This window comes from Deltaproteobacteria bacterium (assembly GCA_016180855.1).
In the GTDB taxonomy this organism is placed as follows: domain Bacteria; phylum UBA10199; class UBA10199; order JACPAL01; family JACPAL01; genus JACPAL01.
In genome coordinates, this window is the sequence record JACPAL010000016.1 from 12,062 (window position 1) to 31,922 (window position 19,861).

Consider the following 19,861-nt stretch of genomic DNA (forward strand, 5'->3'; position numbering starts at 1 on the left):
ATCAAGCCTCTTGGATCGTTATCTGGTCGTTTGTAAAAACACAAATCTCGGCGGCAATTTTTAGTGACTGTTCCGCAATCTCCCGTGCGGATAACTGCGTCTGCCGCATGAGGGCCCTGGCTGCTGCAAGTGCATAAGGCCCTCCGGAACCGATCGCCGTAATACCGTCATCCGGCTCAATAACGTCTCCGTTGCCTGAGAGGGTCAGTATCTTGGAGTTATCTCCCACTACGAGAAGCGCCTCCAGACGCCTTAGGATCTTGTCGGTCCTCCAATCTTTGGCGAGTTCAACGGCAGCACGAGCAATGTGGCCGTTGTACTGTTCCAGTTTGGCCTCAAATTTTTCAAACAGCGTCAGGGCATCGGCCGTAGAACCCGCAAAGCCCGCCAGGATCTTCCCGTCCCGCATCGAACGAATTTTGGAGGCCTTCGCCTTAAGGATTGTGTTGCCGACGCTGACCTGTCCATCCGCCGCAAAAACGAGTTTTCCATCGCGAAGGACAGCCAGCACTGTGGTACTCCTGATCTTATGCTTTGGGGTGGGATTTGTCATAAACCTCCATCAACTGTTTCAAGCTCACATGGGTATACTTCTGGGTCGTTGACAGACTTGAATGCCCCAACAACTCCTGAATACCGCGAAGATCGGCTCCACTCTCCAACAGATGGGTTGCATAACTATGTCTCAATGTATGCGGTGTTACGCGTTTGGCAATACCTGCCTTTAAAACATATTTACGAATCATCCGTTGAACGGAACGGGGCGTCAGATTAAAAAGGTGTCCTTTCGGCTCACTCTTCCCGTTCTGCTCCTCGTAGATTCGTAGCGCCTGCCTCGCTTTTCCGCCAACCGGGACAATCCTTTCCTTCTTTCCTTTTCCCAAAACCTTGATCCATCCCTCTTCCAGATCAACATCCTGCCGACGGAGTCCCAGCAACTCACTAACCCGCAGACCGCAGCCATAAAGGAGTTCCAAGATCGCCCGATCCCGTTTCGAGGTTGGAGTTTCAACCAAAGCAAACGCCTCGTCAACCACCAAAAAACGGGGGACCTTTTTAGGCAGCTTGGGGAGTGAAATCTCGTCCGTTGGAGAGACCTGCAGAACTCCCTTTTTAACCAAAAACCGGAAGAAGCTCTTTAAGACAGAAACCTTGCGGGCAATGGAGACGGCCTGTCGTCCCTGATAGAGGGACAAAATAAAACCACGGACGGTCTCCAGAGCAACAAAGTCAAGACTTTTTCGGCCGAGGTAATTATAAAATTGTCTGAGATCCCTCTCATAACTAGCAATGGTATGCCTCGAACACCCCTTCTCTCTAAGATTTTTAAGAAATTCCTTTAAAGGCTCCTTCATGATGAAGAGGCTGTCGGACGCGTGTATTCGCACCCTTTGGTGGCACAGCGGATCTCTTCTCCGGTCTTCTTGAACTTCACAACCAGAAACACCGCCTTACATTCAGGGCATTTTTCAGGAATCGGTTTGTCCCAGGAGGCAAACTTGCACTCGGGATAGGCCGTACAACCGTAGAAGGTTCGCCCCTTCCGGCTTCTCTTCTCCGTCACCTTTCCTTGCTGGCAGACCGGGCAACTGACCCCGATAGAAACGGCACGGGTCGTCTTGCACTCCGGGTATTTGGGGCAGGCCAAAAAACGGCCAAAACGACCTGACTTGATGATCATCTGAGAACCACACTGGGAACAAAATTCACCGGTCACCTCACGTTTGGAGAGCTCGATTTCCCCCTCCTTGTTCCACTGGAATTCCCGCGTATTCTTGCACTCCGGATAATTACTGCAGGCGACAAACTCGCCACGTCTTCCCCATTTGACAATCATCGGACTGTTACATTTTTCACAGACAAGATCGGTCTTGATCTCCTGCGCCTTGATGTTCTTCATCTGTTTCTTGGCCTTTTCAAGCGTCTTTTCAAATGGATCGTAAAAATCTTTGAGGGCCTCGACGTAATGCCGCCTCCCCTCTTCGACCTCATCCAGCTCCCCTTCCATCTGGGCAGTAAACTCCACATTGAGGATCTCCGGAAAATTTTCGACGAGGAGTTTGTTCACGATCACTCCAAGGCGCGTCGGTGTAAACTTGCCTGTCTCCTTCGCAACGTATTCTTTTTCCAGAATGGTAGAAACAATCGCCGCATAAGTGGAGGGACGCCCAATCCCTTTCTCCTCCAATATCTTAATCAACGAGGCCTCATTATAACGGGGAGGCGGCTCGGTAAAATGCTGTTCCGGAAAGGGATGCAGGAGCTTGAGTGTTTCTCCTTCTACAAGTGCCGGCAGGTTGCGGTCTTCATCATCCGCTTCCTCCTCACCCTGCTTCTCCTCAATCAAGCGATCGATCTGATAGGCGGCCAGAAAACCCGGAAACTTGATCTGAGAGCCGGTCGCCCGCAGTCCATAATCACCTGAAGTCATCTGGAAGGTCGTTTGATCGATGACGGCTGATTCCATTTGCGAGGCCACAAATCGTTTCCAGATCAGTTCGTACAACCGGAATTGATCACGATCGAGAAACGGTCTCACCCGGTCCGGCGGATAATCAAGCGAGGACGGCCGAATCGCCTCGTGTGCATCCTGGGCCGCCTTCTTGTTCTTGTAAAAGTTCGGCTGCGGGGGGACAAAGGAAGGGCCAAACTGACCATGAATGTATCCGCGAACCGCCTCGATTGCCGAGGGAGAAACTCGTGTCGAATCGGTCCTCATGTAAGTAATGAGACCGATCGGCCCCTCCTCCCCTAACGAAACCCCTTCATACAGTTGCTGGGCAAGCACCATCGTCTTTTTAGCAGAGAAGCCGAGCTTTTGCGAGGCGTCCTGCTGGATACGGCTCGTGATAAACGGGGGCGGTGCATGGCGCCGGCGCTCCTTCCGTTCGATTGTCTTGAGAAGAATGTTTTCACGGGAGATCTCATCGACAATCCGTTTTGCCTCATCAGCGTTTGTTACCTGAATTTTTTTTCCTTCCAAGGTGACAACACGGGCCCGGAAAGGAGGGGGCGACGAACCCTCACATTCAAAGTCGATCGACCAGTATTCTTCAGGCTTAAATGCGCTAATTTCTTCTTCCCTCTCGCAGATCAGGCGAACCGCCACTGACTGGACGCGACCAGCCGAGAGACCACGGCGAACCTTGTCCCAGAGAAGCGGGCTGATCTGGTAGCCGACGAGTCGGTCCAGGATTCGTCTCGCCTGTTGGGCCTCATAAAGATGTTGATCGAGTTCCTGTGGATTTTTAAGTGCCTCCTGAATCCCATTTTTTGTGATTTCATGCATCAGAATCCGGTGAATCTTCTTTGCCCCTTTACTCCCCTTTCCCTTCTTTCCCTGGATCTCCTCAGCCAGATGCCAGGCAATCGCCTCTCCTTCGCGATCCGGGTCACAGGCGAGATAAATCTCATTCGCCGACTCGGCGGCCTTTCGTATCTGGTCAACTACTTTCTTTTTGGAAGGGAGGAGGAGGTAGGTGGGAGAAAAACCGTTTTCGATATCGACCCCGAGCTTTCCCTTGGGCAGATCCTTGATATGACCGACCGAGGCCTTGACGGTAAAATTCTTCCCTAAATATTTTCCGATCGTCTGTGCCTTCGTCGGTGATTCAACGATAACAAGTGATTTAGCCATGAGTACGGTACCGCCCCCCCGGGAGCTGTGCAATCTTACCACAAATTTCCAAAGAGACCAACAACGCCGTCAACTGCGAGATGGGAAGTCCGGTTTTCCCCCTGATCTCATCGACTGACGCCTCACCGATCTCACCTAAAACTTCAACTATTTTCTCTTCGGGAGAAAAATTTTGCCTCTCTTTTAAGTGTGGAACAAGATGGCTCAAGGAAAGCGCTTCGAGAACATCCTCCACCTGAAGAACAGGGGTCGCCCCATTTTGAATCAGACGATTCGTTCCTGCGCTCAAGGGCGAGGTGATGTTGCCTGGAACGGCAAAAATCTCCTTCCCCTGTGAAAGTCCCCAGGCGGTCGTTGAAAGGGCCCCGCTTCGCACGGCCGCCTCAACAACAATCACTCCGAGTGAAAGGGCACTGATGATACGGTTTCTCCTTGGAAAATGGGGTGAAATCGCGGCCGTTTCGGGAGAAAATTCGGAGAGAACGGCACCCGCGTTAGCGATTCTCTCCTTTAAGTCCAGATTTTTCTTTGGATAGGGATAATCAAGTCCGCATCCAAGAACGGCAATCGTCTTGCCTCCCGCAGCGAGAGCCCCTTCATGGGCCTGACGGTCAATACCATAGGCAAGACCGCTCACGACAATAATCCGGCGCAGGGCGAGTTCATAGGCAAGGTCGTAGGCGACTTTTTCGCCGTAACGGGTTGGTTTGCGTGAACCAACAATTGCGATCCGATATCCCTTACTCAGTGACTCTCTTTCGCCTGAAACCCAAAGTTTTGAGGGGGGCTCCTCTGTCTCCTTTAACGAAGGGGGATAGAAAGGATCGCTTTTATCAAGCTCAAATCTCATGCCGGCGCGTAGGTAGGTCAGTCAGAGAAGGGGGTCAAGAGGATTTTATTTTCCCGTCCACACGTTCCCGCAACTCTTTCCCAACCTTGAAGAATGGAAGTTTTTTTGGTTTGACCTGAATCGATTCGCCCGTTCTCGGATTCCGGCCGGTGTAAGAACCGTACTCTTTCACCATGAAACTGCCCAAACCACGGATCTCAACCCGGTGCCCTTGTTTCATCGCCTCCACCATCGAATCAAAAATCAGATTGACGACATCCTCCGCCTTCTTCTTTGGCATCTTCCCTTGAACACAAACAAGCTCAATAAGATTAGATTTATTCATGACGTCCCCCTCTTCAAAAGAGATCTAATATACTAAAATTATTCAGAAATTTAACATCTTCGAGAGAGGCTGTCAAGCGTTGAAAAATTCATCTACGCCAAATTTTCTGCGCCCCCAGCAGGAATCGAACCTGCATCCCAAGCTTCGGAGGCTCGTACACTATCCATTGTGCTATGGGGGCCAAAGCAGATTGTTAATATTTCAGCAACGAATAGATCTCATGCCCCTTGAGCTTTTCGCGGCCATTCAAGAATTCAAGCTCCATGAGGCAGGCGAATTCAACAACTTTCCCTCCGGTCTTCTCAACAAGCTCACAGGTCGCCCGGGCCGTACCACCCGTTGCAAGGACATCATCGATCACAAGCACCCGGCTTCCTTCATGAACCGCATCCTGATGGATCTCGAGCGTATCGGTACCATACTCCAGGGCATACGTGACCGAATCGGTCTTATGCGGAAGCTTTCCCTTCTTTCTGACCGGGACAAACCCGGCATCGAGTCGATAGGCAAGCGGTGCCCCAAAGAGAAAGCCACGCGACTCAATCGCCACAACATAATCGATTCCCTTGTCGGCATATCGCTTGGCAAAACCGTCAATCACCTGTTGAAAACTGTGCGAGTCTGCCAGCAGCGGTGTGATATCCTTGAAGACAATCCCCGGCTTGGGAAAATTAGGAATATCACGAATCTTCTTTTTAATCTCTTCCATGAATACCTCCTTAATCTCCTCCCATACGAAGGGGAAATACCCCTACTTTTTCTCTGGCAAAAAGAAAAGCGGATTTCTCGACCTCTCCCCCTCACGAACCTCAAAGTGAAGGTGGGGGCCTGTGGCACGACCGGTCCGTCCCACCTTGGCAATCACCTGCCCCTTTTTTACCCGATTCCCCTTTTTAACCAGGTTGACGGAATTGTGGGCATAAACCGTGTAGAAATTGCCCGAATGCTTGAGGAGAACGAGATTCCCATACCCTTTCAGACGATCCGAAAAGGCGACCTCTCCAGCCTCTGCGGCCTGTATCGGCGTCCCACGAGGGGCTCTGATATCAATCCCATCATGACGCCGTCCTCTCCGGACCCCGAATCCTGAGGAGATGGATCCATGAATCGGCCAGGCAAATTTTCCATGATAAAGCTGAATTTTATCGGCCGGTCTCGCTCCGCCTCGCCGTTTTGATCTTTTGAGTAAGGCGAAACTCCTTGCCTTGACCCCAGGAATAAAAATGGACCTCCCTTCTTTAATAGAGGAGATATCCTGAATATCATTGATCTCCGCCAGCTCTTGAAGAGGGAGATGATACCGTTCCGCCAGATCCCCCAACGATTCCCCCTTCTGAAGTCGATGGTACAGCCCCTTGGCGGTGTAGATGTCCGTGCATCCGCAAAGAAAAACAAAATAAACTAAAAAAAAATAGCCGATTCTAATTTTCAAGTTCCCAGCCATGCTCCCCCACGAGTCTCACAAAACGACACCCCACCAGATTCTCTTTAACCATTTTTTTTTCTTCACGACGAAAACGAACCAGAACCTGCTCTTCCTCATTACCGATCGGGATGACAAGCCGCCCACCCTCTCTCAACTGTTGCAGATAGCAGGCAGGGACCTCCGGCGCTCCCGCCGTCACGAGGATCGTATCAAACGGGGCCCTCTCCGGCCATCCCAGCGTACCATCCCCTATTTTTAGCTCAAAATTGATATACCCCAATCGATAAAGATTTTTTCTCGCCTTGTTGGAGAGCTCTGTAATTCTCTCAATCGAGTACACATGAGAGGCCAGTTCGCACAGGACCGCTGTTTGGTAGCCACAACCTGTTCCAATTTCAAGAACCTTCTCTCCACCCTGAAGTTGCAAGGCGGCGGTCATAAAGCCGACTATAAACGGTTGCGAAATTGTCTGTTTAAAGCCGATCGGCAAAGGACGATCCTCGTACGCCTGGCGAGCCATCCCGGGGTCAACAAATTCATGACGGGGAATTCGGCACATCACCTCGAGGACGCGAGGATCATCAACATGGCGTTCCTGTAGCTGCTCCTCAACCATTTTGCGACGTGCAACGGAAAAATAAGCCATACCGTTTAAGGATTGAACATGGTTTTCTTTCAAATCAAAGTGGTTTTTTAAATAAAAAATAGATAGTGGCTATTTTCGGAAGAGTGGCTCAGAAATAATCTTTACGCGCGAAGCCGCGAGGAGAGCGCCGCAGATGCAAAAGATTATAGAGGCGAATCAACTGACCAAACGATTTGGGGCTCTTCTTGCGGTTGACAAGATCAACTTTTATGTGGGCGAGGGGGAATGTCTCGGTTTTCTTGGACCCAATGGAGCCGGAAAGACAACAACACTCAAGATGATCTATGGATTTTCAACCCCAACGGAAGGATCTCTGGAGATTCTGGGATGGAAGCTTCCGGATCATCTGAGGGAGATCAAGAGAAATCTGGGGGTCGCCCCACAGGAGGACAGCCTCGATCCGGAACTGACCGTTATGCAAAACCTCCTCGTTTACGCCCACTACTTTGATATCCCTCGACAGATCGCAAGAAACAGGGCGGAAGAGCTTCTCGATTTCTTCCACCTGGGGGATAAAAAGGGAGAGGAGATCTATCAGCTCTCCGGCGGGATGAAACGGCGTCTCATGATCGCGAGGGCCTTGATGAACAATCCAAAACTTCTTCTCCTCGATGAACCGACAACAGGCCTCGATCCCCAGGCAAGGCGGCTCATGTGGGACCGAATCAGGGGTCTTGGCCAAAAAGGAGTAACGACGCTCCTCACAACCCACTACATGGAGGAGGCGGCGGAGCTCTGCAACCGGGTCCTCATCATGGATAATGGAAGGATCATTGAAGAAGGGAAGCCAAGCGAACTGGTTCGGAAACATGGGGTCAATAATCTGGAAGAGGTCTTTCTGAAATTGGCGGGACGAGAACTTCGCGAATGAACTTTTTTTTCAACCACTACGCAATCAAGGTTTGGTACAGGGATTTTCTGGTCTGGTCCCGCTATTGGGGGATCAGTCTTTTGGGGGCGATCGGGGAACCGGTCCTCTATTTTACCGCGATCGGCTTCGGATTAGGGGCGTTCGTCGAGCAGATCGAAGGAATGTCTTACATCCAGTGGTTGGGACCGGCCTTGATCTGTTCGGCCGTGATGGAGTCGGCCTCATTTGAAACAACCTATAGTTCATTTACCCGAATGGAGCGGCAAAAGACCTATCACTCAATCGCCTCCACACCGGTCAACCTGCAGGAGGTGATCGCCGGTGAGATCCTCTGGGCCGCCTCCAAGTCACTCCTGCCGGGTGGTATTATGTTTCTCGCGGTCATCATCCTCGGACTCGTCAAGTCGTGGATGGCGCTTTTGATGATCCCTGTCCTCTTTGTTGAGGCGATTCTCTTCGCGAGTCTCGGAATGCTCGCCACCTCCTTTGCAAAAGATTATGACTACTTCACCTATTACTTTACCCTCTTCATCTCTCCGATGTTTCTCTTCTCCGGAACCTTTTTCCCCCTGACCAAACTACCGGCGTGGGTTCAGCAAGTTGCCTGGCTGCTCCCGCTGTCGCATCCTGTTAATATCGCACGACATCTCTTTTACGGCTACGGAGAGGGAAATTTTTTCTTGAATCTGCTTTGGCTTGTCCTGCTCGCCTATTTTATCTCACATTGGGCTATTAAAAGGATGTTGAAGAGGTTGGTGGTATAAAAAACAAAACGGACCCGACTATGCAGCCGGGCCCGTTCCTTGACTAGCTAGTCAACTAGTTTGCTGGCTTCGCAGCAGTCGCAGCGGTCGGGGCAGCTGGCTTCTCAGCAGAGGCCTTCAACTCGGTGGCAACGCACTCATCGAGTTTGGCACCTGTGTTACCTGCCTTCGTGCACTTCTCCACAGCAGCCTTGCGGGCTGGGGTCTCCTCAACAGCCTTGGCAACCTCCTCAGCAACAACAACGGAGGAAAGGGCCATGACAGCCACGAGAATTCCAATAATCTTCTTCATTATAATTCACCTCCTCTCTTCCTTGAAAAAGCGATGAGGCCCTTTAAATAATCCAAAAAGAAAGGTCAAGTCTCTCCCCTCCTCCTCTTTTCTCTTGAAAAATCGGGGGTCGGCTATATGATCCTTCGCAATCTTGTAGTTAACGTACTTAACTTTTTTAAGTTTCTTCAAAGGGGGTTTTATGGAAGTCTCTGATGTCCTGCAGTCGTTGTTCCGCTGGATTCATGTGGTCGCCGGGGTGCTCTGGATCGGTCATCTCTATTTCTTCAACTTCGTCAACGGCCCTTTTGCCGGGACGATGGACGGGGAGACCAAAAAGAAGGTCGTTCCCCAACTGATGCCGCGGGCTCTTTTCTGGTTTCGGTGGGCAGCCGCCTACACCTGGGTCACAGGCGTTCTCATGCTGATGCTCGTCTTTTACCATGGCGGGGCACTTTTTGAGGATGCGGTTGGCGGTTGGGGATTTCCAGCGATCCTTATGCTGCTTGTCACCTTTTCAGGCCCTTTTCTTTACGATCTAATTTTAAAGCATCTCTGGGCAAAAAATACCAAGGTAGCAATTGGAGTTGGTTTTATACTCGTCAGCGGGATTGTCTGTCTCTACCATGAGTGGGCCGGTTTCGGTTACCGTGGCTACAACATCCATCTCGGGACATTCCTCGGCACGATCATGGCGTATAACGTCTGGTTCAAGATCTGGCCGTTTCAGCAAAAGATTATCACTGCCGTTAAGAACGGTGAGGCACCCGATGCGGCGCTCGTTGCAGAAGCAGGAGTTCGTTCACGACAGAACACCTATTTCTCGGTCCCTCTGATCTGGACGATGCTGAACGCCCATACGGTCTGGGCCTCGAGTACCAAGCTGTATCTCTTTGCAATGATCATTGTGGGAGCCGTCGGGGTGCATCATCTGCTCAAGAAGGCAACTAAGGTTCAGGGATTCTAGTTAAGCCTCTTGCCTCTTGAGCCACCTTGCATACGCCTGTTGCGGAAGGGCCGCCTTTTCACTCTTGGAGAGAAGCGTGGCGATTACCAGATCCCCGCTCACATTGAGGCAGGTGCGACACATATCGAGCAGACGATCGACGCCCAGGATGATTCCGATCCCCTCCCCCGGTACACCGACCGTCTGAAGCACAATAACGATTAAAGGGATCGAACCGCCCGGGACACCGGCCGTCCCAACCCCTGCTAAAATCGACATCAGAACGACGGTAATCTGCTGTCCCAGTGTGAGATCAACGCCAAAAACTTGTGCCAAAAAAAGGATCGTCACCCCCTCAAAAAGGGCCGTTCCGTTCTGGTTCGCTGTAGAACCAACAGTGAGAACAAAGGTTGCGAGTTTGCGCGGTAATTTGAGATTCCTCTCGGCCACCTCGAGTGTCACCGGCAACGTGGCATTACTGGAGGCCGTTGAAAAGGCGGTCAACATCACTTCTTTGATATTGGAAAAAAACCAGCGGGGGGAAAGACCACCGAGAAGCCGAAGCAGCGTCGAATAAACAATAAACTGCTGAATGAGAAGCCCACCAATCACAACAGCGACATACAAGGCGATATGTCCCAGGATCTCATGCCCAAAACGTCCCGTCATCGTATAAACAAGGCCGGCGACACCAAACGGGGCAAAATCCATGACAAGATCAATGAGTCGCATCGAGACATCCCGAACCCCTTCCAGAAACCGGCAGACCGGTTCCCGCACGCGTTCTTCCACCAGCATCAGCCCAACCCCAAAGAAGAGCGAAAAGACCATGAGGGCGAGCATCTCTCCTTCCAAGGCCTGGGTCGCCGCCGCAATCGGATTTTTGGGTATGAGGGAAAGGATGATATCGATCGGGTCCTTTGACTTCTGCGCAAAGGTAACCGCTTGTTGGGCCGGCCCCTGGAATTCGGTCATCAGTCGAGCTTGGGTCGCCGAATCGAGTCCGTGCCCCGGTTGAATCCAATGGACGAGCGTAATCCCAAGGACAACGGAGATCGAGCTCGCAATGATCGTATAAAACAGCGTCTTGATTCCAACCCGTCCGAGGCTCTTCACCTCCCCCAGCTCGGCAATCCCCATGATGAGCGCCGAGACAACGAGCGGGACAACGAGCATGAAAATCAATCGGAGAAAAATCTGCCCGGCCGGATAGGCAGCATACTTGATAACCGTGGAAACAAGGTCAGCGGGGAGCCAGAGGTTGGAGGCGATACCAAGCAGTCCACCAATAACGAGACCGAGAAGGATCCGGGTATGACGAGGCATCGATTAGCGCTTATAGTAAGTCACCCGACACAAGGAAAGAAATATTTTAGTTGTCTAGAAAATGTTCCTTCGGCAAAAATTATTTGATTCTGATTATAAATCAAAGTGTTCCACGCGTGCCTGTCACCAAACAGCGGCCATTTTCATTCCTGATTGGTGCGCCGCAGGCGCATGACCGGTTGCTAAAAAAACCTCTTAAAAAACACTTGTTTTAAAGGAGGGACCGATGAGTTCACTTTCCCCAACTTTAGCGAGGGGCCAGGTCATTTTTACCCACACAGGTGATTTTGTCTTGACTATTTTTATTTATTAGATAAAAATATCATAGTGTTCCATCGGGCCCTAGAAGAGGTTTGCTTTGATCCACTTTTTGGACGGCAGATGAGATTTGTTGCTGGGCCTAGGCAAGTTGGCAAGACAACACTAGCCCGGTCTTTTTTGGAATCCAAAAAATCGGGGATATTTTACTATAATTGGGACCAACGCACCCTCCGCACCCATTTTAAGAAAGACCCACATTTTTTCCATTCAGATGTTCTGAAAGAGAAAAAGCAAGGAGAGACCTGGATCTGCTTTGATGAAATTCACAAATATCCAAAATGGAAGAACATCTTGAAGGACCTCTTTGATTCGTTTGAAGATCGTTATCATTTCATTGTCACGGGTAGCGCCCGGCTAGACCTTTTTCGGAGGTCGGGTGACTCTCTTTCAGGTCGCTACTTTCTTTTTCGTCTCTTACCGATTTCCCTTTTTGAAATGGAAGGACGCCCACTGGATCTGCCTGATACCGATGCCAAGACATTTATCGAGAAAAATATTCAAGATCGGGAACACGCTTCAGACTTAGAACAACTCCTTCAATTTGGTGGTTTCCCAGAGCCTTTGTTTAAAGCAAACGAGGTTTTTTCCTCTCATTGGCGCGAAGAGTATCTTGAGTCCCTTTTAAAAGAAGATCTTAGGGATCTTACAAAGATTCATGAACTTGAGAATGTGGCAAGTTTTCTTTCCCTTTTGCCCGAACGTGTTGGTTCTCCTTTGTCGCTGAATGCCGTTCGAGAGAATCTGGAGGTGAGCTACACGGCAACAAAAAATTATCTTCAGGCGGCCTTTTTTACGTACATTCTCTTTCAAGTGCCTCCTTACACCCAAAAAATATCAAGAAGCTTAAAAAAAGAGAAAAAAATTTATTTTTTTGACTGGACAAATGTCACAGATCCGTCAAAGCGGTTTGAAAACTATGTAGCGGTAGAACTCAAAAATAGAGTGGATCTTTGGACCTCAGCTACAAAATACAAGTTTGATCTCTTCTTTGTTCGAAGTCGTGATGGGAGAGAGACAGATTTTTTGGTGACTCGAGATGCCAAACCCTATTTTCTTGTTGAAGCAAAACTTTCATCGGATCAAATTGAATCTCACAATCGCCATCATGCAGTGGTTCTTGGAAATATCCCCCTTATCCAGCTAATTGCCAAACAGGGGGTTGTTAAGGCGGGGCGGGATAATACCTATCTTCTTTCCGCATCAAGATTTCTTTAATATCGCCCCCCCTCCCCGCCATGGTTGCTAAAAAACCCGTCTTGTTTTAGAGGAGGGGCCGATGAGTTCACTCTCCCCATGGCTTGTTCTCTTGATTTATCTCGTCCCGATCATCGGAACGATCAGCCAGATCTGGCGACGAATGGGGCAGATCTGGGTCTGGGATGCCCGATTCATCAACTGGAAGCGGCTCCACCCGTTGACCCAATACACAAACCTCCGTTCTCTGAACCATCTTGCGGGACGGATCGAGTACGCCACAGGCCACTTCCGCGACTATACGATCGGTCTCTATATGATGGGAACGGCCGTCTATGAGGCGACCCTCATGGTCTCCTGGGACCCCTCCATTCGGGGGGACCTCTTCTTGAGCCTCTTCTACCACACAGTTTTTGCCCTCCTCTCCCTCTGGACCTACCGCCGACATGTCGCCATCGGCCTTCAAATGACCGAATTCATGAGGATCAACCCGCACGTACACCCCCAGGAGTTTTTTGACCATTATTATGAAAGGCTGGGGCCGGGGGCGATTCCGATCCCGACCAGGGCGGAGAGAACAGTCGATCCGACCAATGTCTCCTACTTAACCGGTCGCCCTCAGAGACAGACCTATTGGACCTGGATTCATGGGGCGTATGACACCGCCCTCTTTGCACGAAGTGCCTTCCGGGCCCTCGAGGTCTTGGGAAAGGAATATGGGAGGGAGGTGTTTGACGTCATGGCCTCACTCTGGGGTTCCCGGATGCTTCAACTCTTTCACGCCAAGATGACGGTTACGGGATCCGAAAAACTGAAGAGCCTTTCAGGGAAAATTATTCTCGTCTTCAATCATAAAACCTACCTTGATTTTGTCTTCAATTTCTTTGCGTTGAGTTCTGCCCAGTTGGCCGACGGCCGTTCCCTTCGCCCTCGCTACATGGCGGCCAAGGATCATCTCGTCGATAATGCCCTCGTTTACAACGGCTTTGGGATCGGAAAATTGGTAGAGAGCGTCGATATGGTCTTTGTCGATCGTCAGGGAAAGGGACAGCTCGCCGTCTCCGACGCCTCCGAAAAAATTGTTGGGAAGGAGATCGACCTCGCACTCTATCCGCAAGGAACACGCGCCCTCCCGAACTACGGATCGCTTGGGGAGCGCCTCGATGCGGGCTACTACACGACCGGTGGTCTCAATTCCCTTAAAAAAGAGCTCGGCCATCTTAAAAAAGGTTGTGCCTACCTTGCCGCGGATGCGGCGATTGCGCTGCGTGACAAAGGCGTTCCCCTGCATCTTGTTTTTATCGGTATCAACGGCGATGCCACGATACTCCCGAAAGGTTCCTTCAAGATCCAGACGGAAGGGGTTGTCGAGTGTCATGTCGGCGAGATTTTGACACTCACTTCGGACGACGTTCGGGAGGTTGAAAAATCAGGACAAAAATATCTGGAGTTGACCGGGCGGATCCACCGGGAAATCAATCGCGGGCTCGTCAAGGCAACCGGAATCAACGAAACCCTGAAACGTCGTTTTCTGGAAGATTCAAGAAAAGATTCGATTGCCTCCAAGGAGCAACAATTGAAACTCCAGGGGCTTTTAAAACAGGCCGATCAGGAGGAAAACTTTCTTCCCTTTATTATTCTGGACCGAATTTTCACCCTTCCTTTCGTGGAGAGGGCCCCCTTCCTTAAAGAACTCGTCGCCCGCCTCACGGAGAGGGGAAATCTGACGGATCTCTCTGAACAGGTTACGGATCAGATGTTCCGGTACCGTGGAACGGAGCTCAAAAGAATTGTTCGGCAGGAACAGGCGAGGAGATCGGCATGAGGGTTCTTGTGACCGGAGCCAGCGGTTTTGTCGGCTCCCACGTTGTCCGCAAACTCCTGGAAAAGCGACACTCGGTTCGTATCCTGCGCCGCAAAAACTCTCCGACAAAACTCCTGGAGGGACTCCCTCTCGAATCGGTGTTGGGAGACGTAACGGATCTTGACTCGATTTTAACCGCCATCAAGGGGTGTGAGGCGGTATTCCACATTGCCGGACATATCTCCTACTGGAAGGGGGAGAGAGAGCTTCAAAACCGGATCAATATTGAGGGGACGCAAAACATCGTTCGGGCCTGCCTCAAAGAACGGGTTACCCGGCTCGTCCATACGAGTTCAATCGCCGCAATCGGTTTTGGAGAAGAGGGTCAAGTCGTCGATGAAGCGCTCTCCTATAACTGGGGACCGTATCGGATCAATTACAACGACTCAAAATTTCTGGCGGAAGAGGAGGTCCGGAGCGGGATTGCCAGAGGCCTCGATGCCGTCATTGTCAATCCGGCCGTTGTCTTCGGGGCTGGTGATATTCATCTCCATGCCGGCGCCATGGTCTGCCAGATTGCTCGCGGAAAGATGCCATTTTATTTCGACGGCGGCTGTTGCACCTGCGATGTGGAGGATGTGGCCGATGGTCATGTTGAGGCGCTTGAGAAAGGGAGGAAGGGGGAACGTTATATCCTGGGGGGTGAAAATTTCAGATGGAGAGAGTTGTTTCGGCTCATTGCCGAAACCGTTCAGGGATCTCCTCCAAAATGGAAAATTCCTCTTCCCCTGATGAAGACACTCGCCCTCCTGGAGGAGGGGTCTTCAAAACTGATGAAAAAACGCCCGCGCTACACGCCGGAGGCGGTGAGGGTTGCGAGCCTTCCCTGTTATTACTCTTCCAAGAAGGCAATCCGGGAACTGGGATACCAGGTCACCCCCTTTAAAAAAACAGTTCAAAAGACCTACGACTGGTATAAGGCAAACGGCTATCTCACATGATTCAGTCACCGCTCCTTACCACATTCTCTTTCATTAATCATGCCTTTGGGACGTTGGCTGACGACAAGATCCCAAGCGATGTTGTCACGGTCAAACAGGTGCATGGAACCTACCTCTATTTTGTTGAGGAGGACCGCGAGATCGAAAAGCCGGGTTATGACATCCTCATGACCGAGAAGAAAGGGACACGGATCGGCGTCAAAACCGCCGATTGCCTGCCAATCCTCATGGTGGAACCGAAAAAGAGAATTATTGTCGCGGCCCACGCCGGCTGGAGGGGAACGCTCGAGAAGATTGCCAGGACGGCCTGTGAAGAGATTACCAAGCGGGGTGGTTCCGTTGAAAATTTGTCTGTTGCCTTGGGCCCCTGTATCGGCGGGAGATGTTATGAAGTTGAAAAGGAGGTCGCCCTCCCGTTTCAAAAAAAATTCCCGAACCACCCCTCTTTTTTAACGCGAAAATCGGAGACGAAGTGGCTCCTGGATATCGGCCGGGCCAATCGTGACGAGTTCATTGCAGCAGGAGTCAAACCGGAAAAGATTGATCAGATTGATCTCTGCACCCACTGTCGTCCGGACCTGTTTCATTCCTACCGGCGTGAGGGAAAGACGGACAAGCGGATGGTGAATTTTATCGGCTTGTTGTAGTTAAAGAAGATTCCCTTCGGATCCACGAACAGGCGATACTTCCAATAAAAAACAAAACAGTCCCCACCAAGAGTACCAAAAAGAGGACCCCCATCTTGGCACCACGAACGAGCGAAGAGTTTCCCCCGAAGCAGACGGAGCAGGCCCAGACCGATCTCTCACAAAAAAGAAGCGGGGCCAAAACAGTGATCATGGAGAGCGTCTTCATCTTTTTTAAGAAATAAAAACCGTACGGAATAAGCGCCACAAGCAGGAGAATGCCAAAAGAGGTCAGCAGAGTACTGAAATTTTGGACGATCAAAAAGAGTCCTAGTGCCGCTGAAATCGTAATAAAAGCGATATGAAATGATTTAAGGGACATGCCTTAACATATCCTGATCGGTCGCAACTGGCAAGAGGAGCAAGGCCACAAAGAATAAAACGGTCAGGGTCAGGACCCAGTAGATAAGTTTTCTCTCTGAAATCAGGTGCATAAAGTAACTCGCCACGAGCGACCCCTTCACGGTCGCAATGATGAGCGCAACCGCAATCGCCCCCTTTGTGGAGAGATCCAGGTAGGAGACTGACACCGTTACAAGCGTCAACGCCGCCAAGGCAACAAACACGGAGATGTAGATCCGGACATGCTTTTTAACATCAAAGAGACCCTCATGAGACATAAGCATCCTCCCGCTCTCTTACAAAAGGTACAGCACAGGAAACAGGAATATCCACACGAGATCGACAAAATGCCAGTAGAGCCCCGCTGCCTCAACACGGCCAGCGAACTGCTTGGGGTTGCTCTTCCAAAGAGCCGCCCCCGGAAATAGCAGATAGGTATTGACCAAAATTCCCCCCATTACGTGCAGGCCGTGCAGACCGGTCAAGGTGAAATAAATGGCAAGAAAGGTGTTTTTTGAGGGGAAGAGGCCGTGGTGAAATTTGGCCGTGTATTCAAAGTACTTGATAATTAAAAAGCCAAAGGAAAGGAGGATCGTCGAAGCCATGAAGAGACGATAGCGGTCAAACCGGTTCATCATGAGCGAGGCCCAAGCCATCACCATCGTGACACTCGAACTGATCAACACCATCGTATTAAGTGTCGCAAGGGGAACATTGAGAATGGAGGAGCCTTCCGGCCAGTTCAGGCTTCCAACCCGAAGGATAATATAAGTCGAAAAGAGGGCGCCAAAAAGCATCACCTCGGAGGCCAAAAACAGCCAGACCCCCAGTTTGGAATTGGTAACCCCTGTAACCGGATGAGGATCTTCAATATGATGAATGAGTGAGTTAGACATTTTGAGGTATGAAATCCTCCTTCTCTCCTGGAACACTGTACTCATACGGCCCACGGTTCACCTCCGGTTCCTTCAAAAAATTTCCGTGGGGCGGAGGCGTTGGCGTAGCCCATTCAAGGGTTGTTGCCTGCCATGGATTCTCGGGGGCCTGTCTCCCCTTCTTAAGGCTCCAGAAAAAATTGATAACAAAGAGGAGCTGAACCAATCCAAGAATCCATGCGGAATAGGACATGAAAACATTTGTCCCCTGAAGACCCTGGGCATGGGCATACATCGTTGGTGTATGTAGACGTCGCGAGGCGCCGGCAATTCCCTGAATGAACATCGGGAAGAAAACCCCGTTTAAGCAAAGAAATGAGCCCCAAAAATGGATCTTGCCTAAAGTCTCATTCATAAATCGGCCCGTCACCTTTGGATACCAGTGGTAAACACCGGCAAACAGCGCCAGCAAGGTCCCTGGGGCCACAACATAATGAAAGTGACCAATCACATAATAGGTGTCGTGGAGGTGAATATCCGAAGCCGCCAGCCCAAGAGGAAGTCCGGTCAATCCACCGATGGCGAACATCGGCAGAAATGCCAGGGCAAAGTGCATCGGCACGGTATAACGGATCGATCCTCCCCAAAGGGTTAAGACAAGGACCGTCAGGATGATAACGGAGGGGATCGAGATGATCATTGTTGTGACCTGAAAGAAATTTGAAATCGCAGTCCCCATCCCGGTCATGAACATATGATGCGCCCAGACAAGGAACGACATGAAACCCAAAAAGAGGGAGGCACCGACAATCGTCTTGTAACCATAAAGAGGCTTGCGTGTATTCGTGACAATAATTTCGGTCACAATCCCCATGGCAGGCAGGATCAGGACATAGACCTCCGGATGGGCCAGAAACCAGAAAAGGTGCTGCCAAAGGATCGGGTTTCCCCCGCCACTTACCGGGAGAGGCATCCCACTCACGACAAGACCGCTTGGCAGAAAAAAACTCGTTCCGGCCAGACGATCCATCAGTTGCAGGACACCGGCCGCCTCGAGGGGCGGAAAGGCAAGCAAAAGCAGAAACGAAGTAACAAACTGCGCCCAGACGAAAAATGGGAGCCTGAAGAACGTAAGCCCTTTCGCGCGGAGCTGAACAATGGTGACAATAAAATTAACCGATCCGAGCAATGACGAGGTGATCAACGCTACCATGCCGAAGAGCCAAACGGTCTGACCGGTCGTCGCGATATCCGATAAGGGGGGGTAGGAGGTCCAACCGGAATTGGCCGCCCCTCCTGGCACAAAAAAACTCGTGAGCATCACAACGCCACCGACGAAGTAGCACCAGTAGCTGGCGGCATTCAGCTTGGGGAATGCCATATCGGGGGCACCGATCTGGAGCGGAACGAGATAGTTTCCAAAGCCCCCCACCGCAAGCGGGACAACCCCCAAGAAAACCATGATCGTTCCGTGCATGGCACCGAGCGAATTATAAAATTCGGGAAGCATCATACCACCCGGCATTGTCGTCTCGCTAAACAAGCCTCCAATCCACGGGAGCGGCTCACCCGGATAGGCGAGCTGCCAACGCATGAGCATCATGAGACAAAAACCGAAAAAGAGAAAAACAAGTCCGGTGAGGCCATACTGGAGGCCGATCACCTTGTGATCAACCGAAAAAACAGTGCGTCGAAGAAAGCCTAAATGTTCACCGTGATCTTCACTCATAGCTGTCCCCCCGGTTGTGTCTCCAGATAACTCTCCTGCTCCTTCATCCAGACCTCATACTCCTCCGGCGTATCAATACTTACAAAACCCCGCATCAGGGTATGGCCGACTCCACAGAGCTGGGCGCACATGATTTCATACTGCCCTGTCTGTGTCGCCTCCCACCAGATCGGAACGACCATCCCCGGAACGGCGTCTTGCTTGACCCGTAAAACCGGGATCGAAAAACTGTGAATGACATCTTTGGACGTAATATGGGCAATGACCGGTTTGTGGACGGGGAAATGGAGCCAGCCAACCGAGACGATATCATCCTTGCCTGCCGGATCATCCGGATTTAAACCGATCGGATCTGCATCGCTGATAAAACGGGGGTCCGTTCCTCCAAAAACACCGTCTCGTCCCGGATAATGAATGTTCCAGGCGAATTGCTGGGCAACAACACGAATGACAAGCGAATCCTGTTCCCGCGGAAATTCCGATTTGTATTTTGACCAGATCGGGAACGAGAGACCGATCAAGAGAAAAATCTCAAACAGGACGACGCCGATCTCAAGATATTTGGGAAGTCGTGACTTGGCCGATTCATAACTGGCCCTCTGGCCGGGTTTCGCACGGAATCGGATCAGCGAATAGAGTAGAAAGAGGCCCCAGCCGACAAACAGGACGGCGGCAAACCAGTGGACAACGTTGATCAACTGATCGATCGCCGGACTCTGTGTCGAAAGACTCGGTGGAAAACCCCAACCGTAACCTGTTGTCTCCATAAAAATGAACTCGCCGCGCTACCATACTGTTTTTTTTACGTCAACAAAACAGTCGCTTGATGAAAAAAAGGCGAGGTGCT

The 19,861-nt window shown here is 50.8% G+C and carries 22 protein-coding genes and 1 tRNA gene; 7 read left to right on the forward strand and 16 right to left on the reverse strand.

Features of this window, described 5'->3' with window-relative positions:
* Position 1: 1 nt before the first annotated feature.
* From hslV to HYT77_08485, 9 genes are all read right to left on the reverse strand, one after another.
* Positions 2-553, reverse strand: a complete 552-nt coding sequence (gene hslV / locus HYT77_08445; GenBank protein ID MBI2068025.1) for an ATP-dependent protease subunit HslV — start codon at positions 551-553, stop codon at positions 2-4.
* Positions 528-1,355 carry a tyrosine recombinase XerC gene (locus HYT77_08450; GenBank protein MBI2068026.1) on the reverse strand — a complete coding sequence of 276 codons (828 nt, stop codon included), beginning with the start codon at positions 1,353-1,355 and terminating at the stop codon, positions 528-530. The genes hslV and HYT77_08450 overlap by 26 nt, the downstream gene beginning before the upstream one ends.
* Complete coding sequence (gene topA / locus HYT77_08455) at positions 1,352-3,637, reverse strand: type I DNA topoisomerase (GenBank protein MBI2068027.1); 2,286 nt, start codon at positions 3,635-3,637, stop codon at positions 1,352-1,354. Before topA ends, HYT77_08450 begins: the two co-directional genes overlap by 4 nt.
* Positions 3,630-4,487 (reverse strand): DNA-protecting protein DprA, encoded by an 858-nt coding sequence (gene dprA, locus HYT77_08460; protein MBI2068028.1) that lies wholly within the window; start codon positions 4,485-4,487, stop codon positions 3,630-3,632. The genes topA and dprA overlap by 8 nt, the downstream gene beginning before the upstream one ends.
* A 34-nt stretch (positions 4,488-4,521) precedes the next feature.
* Positions 4,522-4,812, reverse strand: a complete 291-nt coding sequence (locus tag HYT77_08465; protein MBI2068029.1) for an integration host factor subunit beta — start codon at positions 4,810-4,812, stop codon at positions 4,522-4,524.
* A gap of 109 nt (positions 4,813-4,921) precedes the next feature.
* Positions 4,922-4,993 (reverse strand) — tRNA-Arg (locus HYT77_08470).
* 12 nt (positions 4,994-5,005) lie between these two features.
* Positions 5,006-5,521, reverse strand: coding sequence for an adenine phosphoribosyltransferase (locus HYT77_08475; protein ID MBI2068030.1), 516 nt, complete (start codon positions 5,519-5,521; stop codon positions 5,006-5,008).
* A gap of 42 nt (positions 5,522-5,563) precedes the next feature.
* Positions 5,564-6,133, reverse strand: a complete 570-nt coding sequence (locus HYT77_08480; protein ID MBI2068031.1) for a LysM peptidoglycan-binding domain-containing M23 family metallopeptidase — start codon at positions 6,131-6,133, stop codon at positions 5,564-5,566.
* Between the two features lie 100 nt (positions 6,134-6,233).
* On the reverse strand, positions 6,234-6,884 hold the full coding sequence (locus HYT77_08485) for a protein-L-isoaspartate(D-aspartate) O-methyltransferase (protein MBI2068032.1): 651 nt from the start codon (positions 6,882-6,884) through the stop codon (positions 6,234-6,236).
* Between the two features lie 133 nt (positions 6,885-7,017).
* Here HYT77_08485 and HYT77_08490 point away from each other — a divergent pair, with 133 nt between their 5' ends.
* Both HYT77_08490 and HYT77_08495 read left to right on the forward strand, forming a co-directional pair.
* Positions 7,018-7,755 carry an ABC transporter ATP-binding protein gene (locus tag HYT77_08490; protein ID MBI2068033.1) on the forward strand — a complete coding sequence of 246 codons (738 nt, stop codon included), beginning with the start codon at positions 7,018-7,020 and terminating at the stop codon, positions 7,753-7,755.
* Positions 7,752-8,519, forward strand: coding sequence for an ABC transporter permease (locus HYT77_08495; GenBank protein ID MBI2068034.1), 768 nt, complete (start codon positions 7,752-7,754; stop codon positions 8,517-8,519). The genes HYT77_08490 and HYT77_08495 overlap by 4 nt, the downstream gene beginning before the upstream one ends.
* A gap of 55 nt (positions 8,520-8,574) precedes the next feature.
* Here HYT77_08495 and HYT77_08500 read toward each other — a convergent pair whose 3' ends face one another.
* Positions 8,575-8,811 carry a hypothetical protein gene (locus HYT77_08500; GenBank protein ID MBI2068035.1) on the reverse strand — a complete coding sequence of 79 codons (237 nt, stop codon included), beginning with the start codon at positions 8,809-8,811 and terminating at the stop codon, positions 8,575-8,577.
* A 181-nt stretch (positions 8,812-8,992) separates the two neighbouring features.
* On the opposite strand from HYT77_08500, the gene HYT77_08505 reads away from it, so the two are divergent.
* Entirely contained in the window at positions 8,993-9,757 is a 765-nt protein-coding gene (locus HYT77_08505) for a urate hydroxylase PuuD (GenBank protein ID MBI2068036.1), read from the forward strand.
* On the opposite strand, the gene HYT77_08510 is transcribed toward HYT77_08505, so the two are convergent.
* Positions 9,758-11,062 carry a dicarboxylate/amino acid:cation symporter gene (locus HYT77_08510; protein ID MBI2068037.1) on the reverse strand — a complete coding sequence of 435 codons (1,305 nt, stop codon included), beginning with the start codon at positions 11,060-11,062 and terminating at the stop codon, positions 9,758-9,760.
* Between the two features lie 327 nt (positions 11,063-11,389).
* Here HYT77_08510 and HYT77_08515 point away from each other — a divergent pair, with 327 nt between their 5' ends.
* The 4 genes from HYT77_08515 to pgeF all read left to right on the forward strand — a co-directional run bounded on the left by HYT77_08515 (position 11,390) and on the right by pgeF (position 16,029).
* Entirely contained in the window at positions 11,390-12,598 is a 1,209-nt protein-coding gene (locus HYT77_08515; protein ID MBI2068038.1) for an ATP-binding protein, read from the forward strand.
* A gap of 61 nt (positions 12,599-12,659) precedes the next feature.
* Positions 12,660-14,402 carry a 1-acyl-sn-glycerol-3-phosphate acyltransferase gene (locus tag HYT77_08520; GenBank protein ID MBI2068039.1) on the forward strand — a complete coding sequence of 581 codons (1,743 nt, stop codon included), beginning with the start codon at positions 12,660-12,662 and terminating at the stop codon, positions 14,400-14,402.
* Positions 14,399-15,382, forward strand: coding sequence for an SDR family oxidoreductase (locus HYT77_08525; GenBank protein ID MBI2068040.1), 984 nt, complete (start codon positions 14,399-14,401; stop codon positions 15,380-15,382). The genes HYT77_08520 and HYT77_08525 overlap by 4 nt, the downstream gene beginning before the upstream one ends.
* Entirely contained in the window at positions 15,379-16,029 is a 651-nt protein-coding gene (pgeF, locus tag HYT77_08530; protein ID MBI2068041.1) for a peptidoglycan editing factor PgeF, read from the forward strand. The genes HYT77_08525 and pgeF overlap by 4 nt, the downstream gene beginning before the upstream one ends.
* On the opposite strand, the gene HYT77_08535 is transcribed toward pgeF, so the two are convergent.
* Genes HYT77_08535 through HYT77_08555 form a run of 5 tightly spaced genes read right to left on the reverse strand, consistent with a single transcriptional unit; the run spans position 16,013 to position 19,781 of the window.
* Positions 16,013-16,390: a hypothetical protein gene (locus HYT77_08535; protein MBI2068042.1), complete on the reverse strand. Its 378-nt coding sequence runs from the start codon at positions 16,388-16,390 to the stop codon at positions 16,013-16,015. The two genes, pgeF and HYT77_08535, sit on opposite strands and share 17 nt — an antisense overlap.
* Positions 16,380-16,688, reverse strand: a complete 309-nt coding sequence (locus tag HYT77_08540) for a cytochrome C oxidase subunit IV family protein (GenBank protein ID MBI2068043.1) — start codon at positions 16,686-16,688, stop codon at positions 16,380-16,382. Before HYT77_08540 ends, HYT77_08535 begins: the two co-directional genes overlap by 11 nt.
* An 18-nt stretch (positions 16,689-16,706) precedes the next feature.
* Positions 16,707-17,306: a cytochrome c oxidase subunit 3 gene (locus tag HYT77_08545; protein MBI2068044.1), complete on the reverse strand. Its 600-nt coding sequence runs from the start codon at positions 17,304-17,306 to the stop codon at positions 16,707-16,709.
* Complete coding sequence (locus HYT77_08550; protein ID MBI2068045.1) at positions 17,299-19,014, reverse strand: cbb3-type cytochrome c oxidase subunit I; 1,716 nt, start codon at positions 19,012-19,014, stop codon at positions 17,299-17,301. The genes HYT77_08545 and HYT77_08550 overlap by 8 nt, the downstream gene beginning before the upstream one ends.
* A complete protein-coding gene (locus HYT77_08555; protein ID MBI2068046.1) occupies positions 19,011-19,781 on the reverse strand; it encodes a cytochrome c oxidase subunit II in 771 nt (256 codons plus the stop codon). The genes HYT77_08550 and HYT77_08555 overlap by 4 nt, the downstream gene beginning before the upstream one ends.
* Positions 19,782-19,861: the final 80 nt, after the last annotated feature.

What these genes read in the sequence shown, in the direction of transcription:
- hslV (MBI2068025.1), bottom strand. Translation starts at nt 553, where the DNA reads ATGACAAATCCCACCCCAAAGCATAAGATCAGGAGTACCACAGTGCTG.
- HYT77_08450 (MBI2068026.1), bottom strand. Translation starts at nt 1,355, where the DNA reads ATGAAGGAGCCTTTAAAGGAATTTCTTAAAAATCTTAGAGAGAAGGGG.
- topA (MBI2068027.1), bottom strand. Translation starts at nt 3,637, where the DNA reads ATGGCTAAATCACTTGTTATCGTTGAATCACCGACGAAGGCACAGACG.
- dprA (MBI2068028.1), bottom strand. Translation starts at nt 4,487, where the DNA reads ATGAGATTTGAGCTTGATAAAAGCGATCCTTTCTATCCCCCTTCGTTA.
- HYT77_08465 (MBI2068029.1), bottom strand. Translation starts at nt 4,812, where the DNA reads ATGAATAAATCTAATCTTATTGAGCTTGTTTGTGTTCAAGGGAAGATG.
- HYT77_08475 (MBI2068030.1), bottom strand. Translation starts at nt 5,521, where the DNA reads ATGGAAGAGATTAAAAAGAAGATTCGTGATATTCCTAATTTTCCCAAG.
- HYT77_08485 (MBI2068032.1), bottom strand. Translation starts at nt 6,884, where the DNA reads ATGGCTTATTTTTCCGTTGCACGTCGCAAAATGGTTGAGGAGCAGCTA.
- HYT77_08490 (MBI2068033.1), top strand. Translation starts at nt 7,018, where the DNA reads ATGCAAAAGATTATAGAGGCGAATCAACTGACCAAACGATTTGGGGCT.
- HYT77_08495 (MBI2068034.1), top strand. Translation starts at nt 7,752, where the DNA reads ATGAACTTTTTTTTCAACCACTACGCAATCAAGGTTTGGTACAGGGAT.
- HYT77_08500 (MBI2068035.1), bottom strand. Translation starts at nt 8,811, where the DNA reads ATGAAGAAGATTATTGGAATTCTCGTGGCTGTCATGGCCCTTTCCTCC.
- HYT77_08505 (MBI2068036.1), top strand. Translation starts at nt 8,993, where the DNA reads ATGGAAGTCTCTGATGTCCTGCAGTCGTTGTTCCGCTGGATTCATGTG.
- HYT77_08510 (MBI2068037.1), bottom strand. Translation starts at nt 11,062, where the DNA reads ATGCCTCGTCATACCCGGATCCTTCTCGGTCTCGTTATTGGTGGACTG.
- HYT77_08520 (MBI2068039.1), top strand. Translation starts at nt 12,660, where the DNA reads ATGAGTTCACTCTCCCCATGGCTTGTTCTCTTGATTTATCTCGTCCCG.
- HYT77_08525 (MBI2068040.1), top strand. Translation starts at nt 14,399, where the DNA reads ATGAGGGTTCTTGTGACCGGAGCCAGCGGTTTTGTCGGCTCCCACGTT.
- pgeF (MBI2068041.1), top strand. Translation starts at nt 15,379, where the DNA reads ATGATTCAGTCACCGCTCCTTACCACATTCTCTTTCATTAATCATGCC.
- HYT77_08535 (MBI2068042.1), bottom strand. Translation starts at nt 16,390, where the DNA reads ATGTCCCTTAAATCATTTCATATCGCTTTTATTACGATTTCAGCGGCA.
- HYT77_08540 (MBI2068043.1), bottom strand. Translation starts at nt 16,688, where the DNA reads ATGTCTCATGAGGGTCTCTTTGATGTTAAAAAGCATGTCCGGATCTAC.
- HYT77_08545 (MBI2068044.1), bottom strand. Translation starts at nt 17,306, where the DNA reads ATGTCTAACTCACTCATTCATCATATTGAAGATCCTCATCCGGTTACA.
- HYT77_08550 (MBI2068045.1), bottom strand. Translation starts at nt 19,014, where the DNA reads ATGAGTGAAGATCACGGTGAACATTTAGGCTTTCTTCGACGCACTGTT.
- HYT77_08555 (MBI2068046.1), bottom strand. Translation starts at nt 19,781, where the DNA reads ATGGAGACAACAGGTTACGGTTGGGGTTTTCCACCGAGTCTTTCGACA.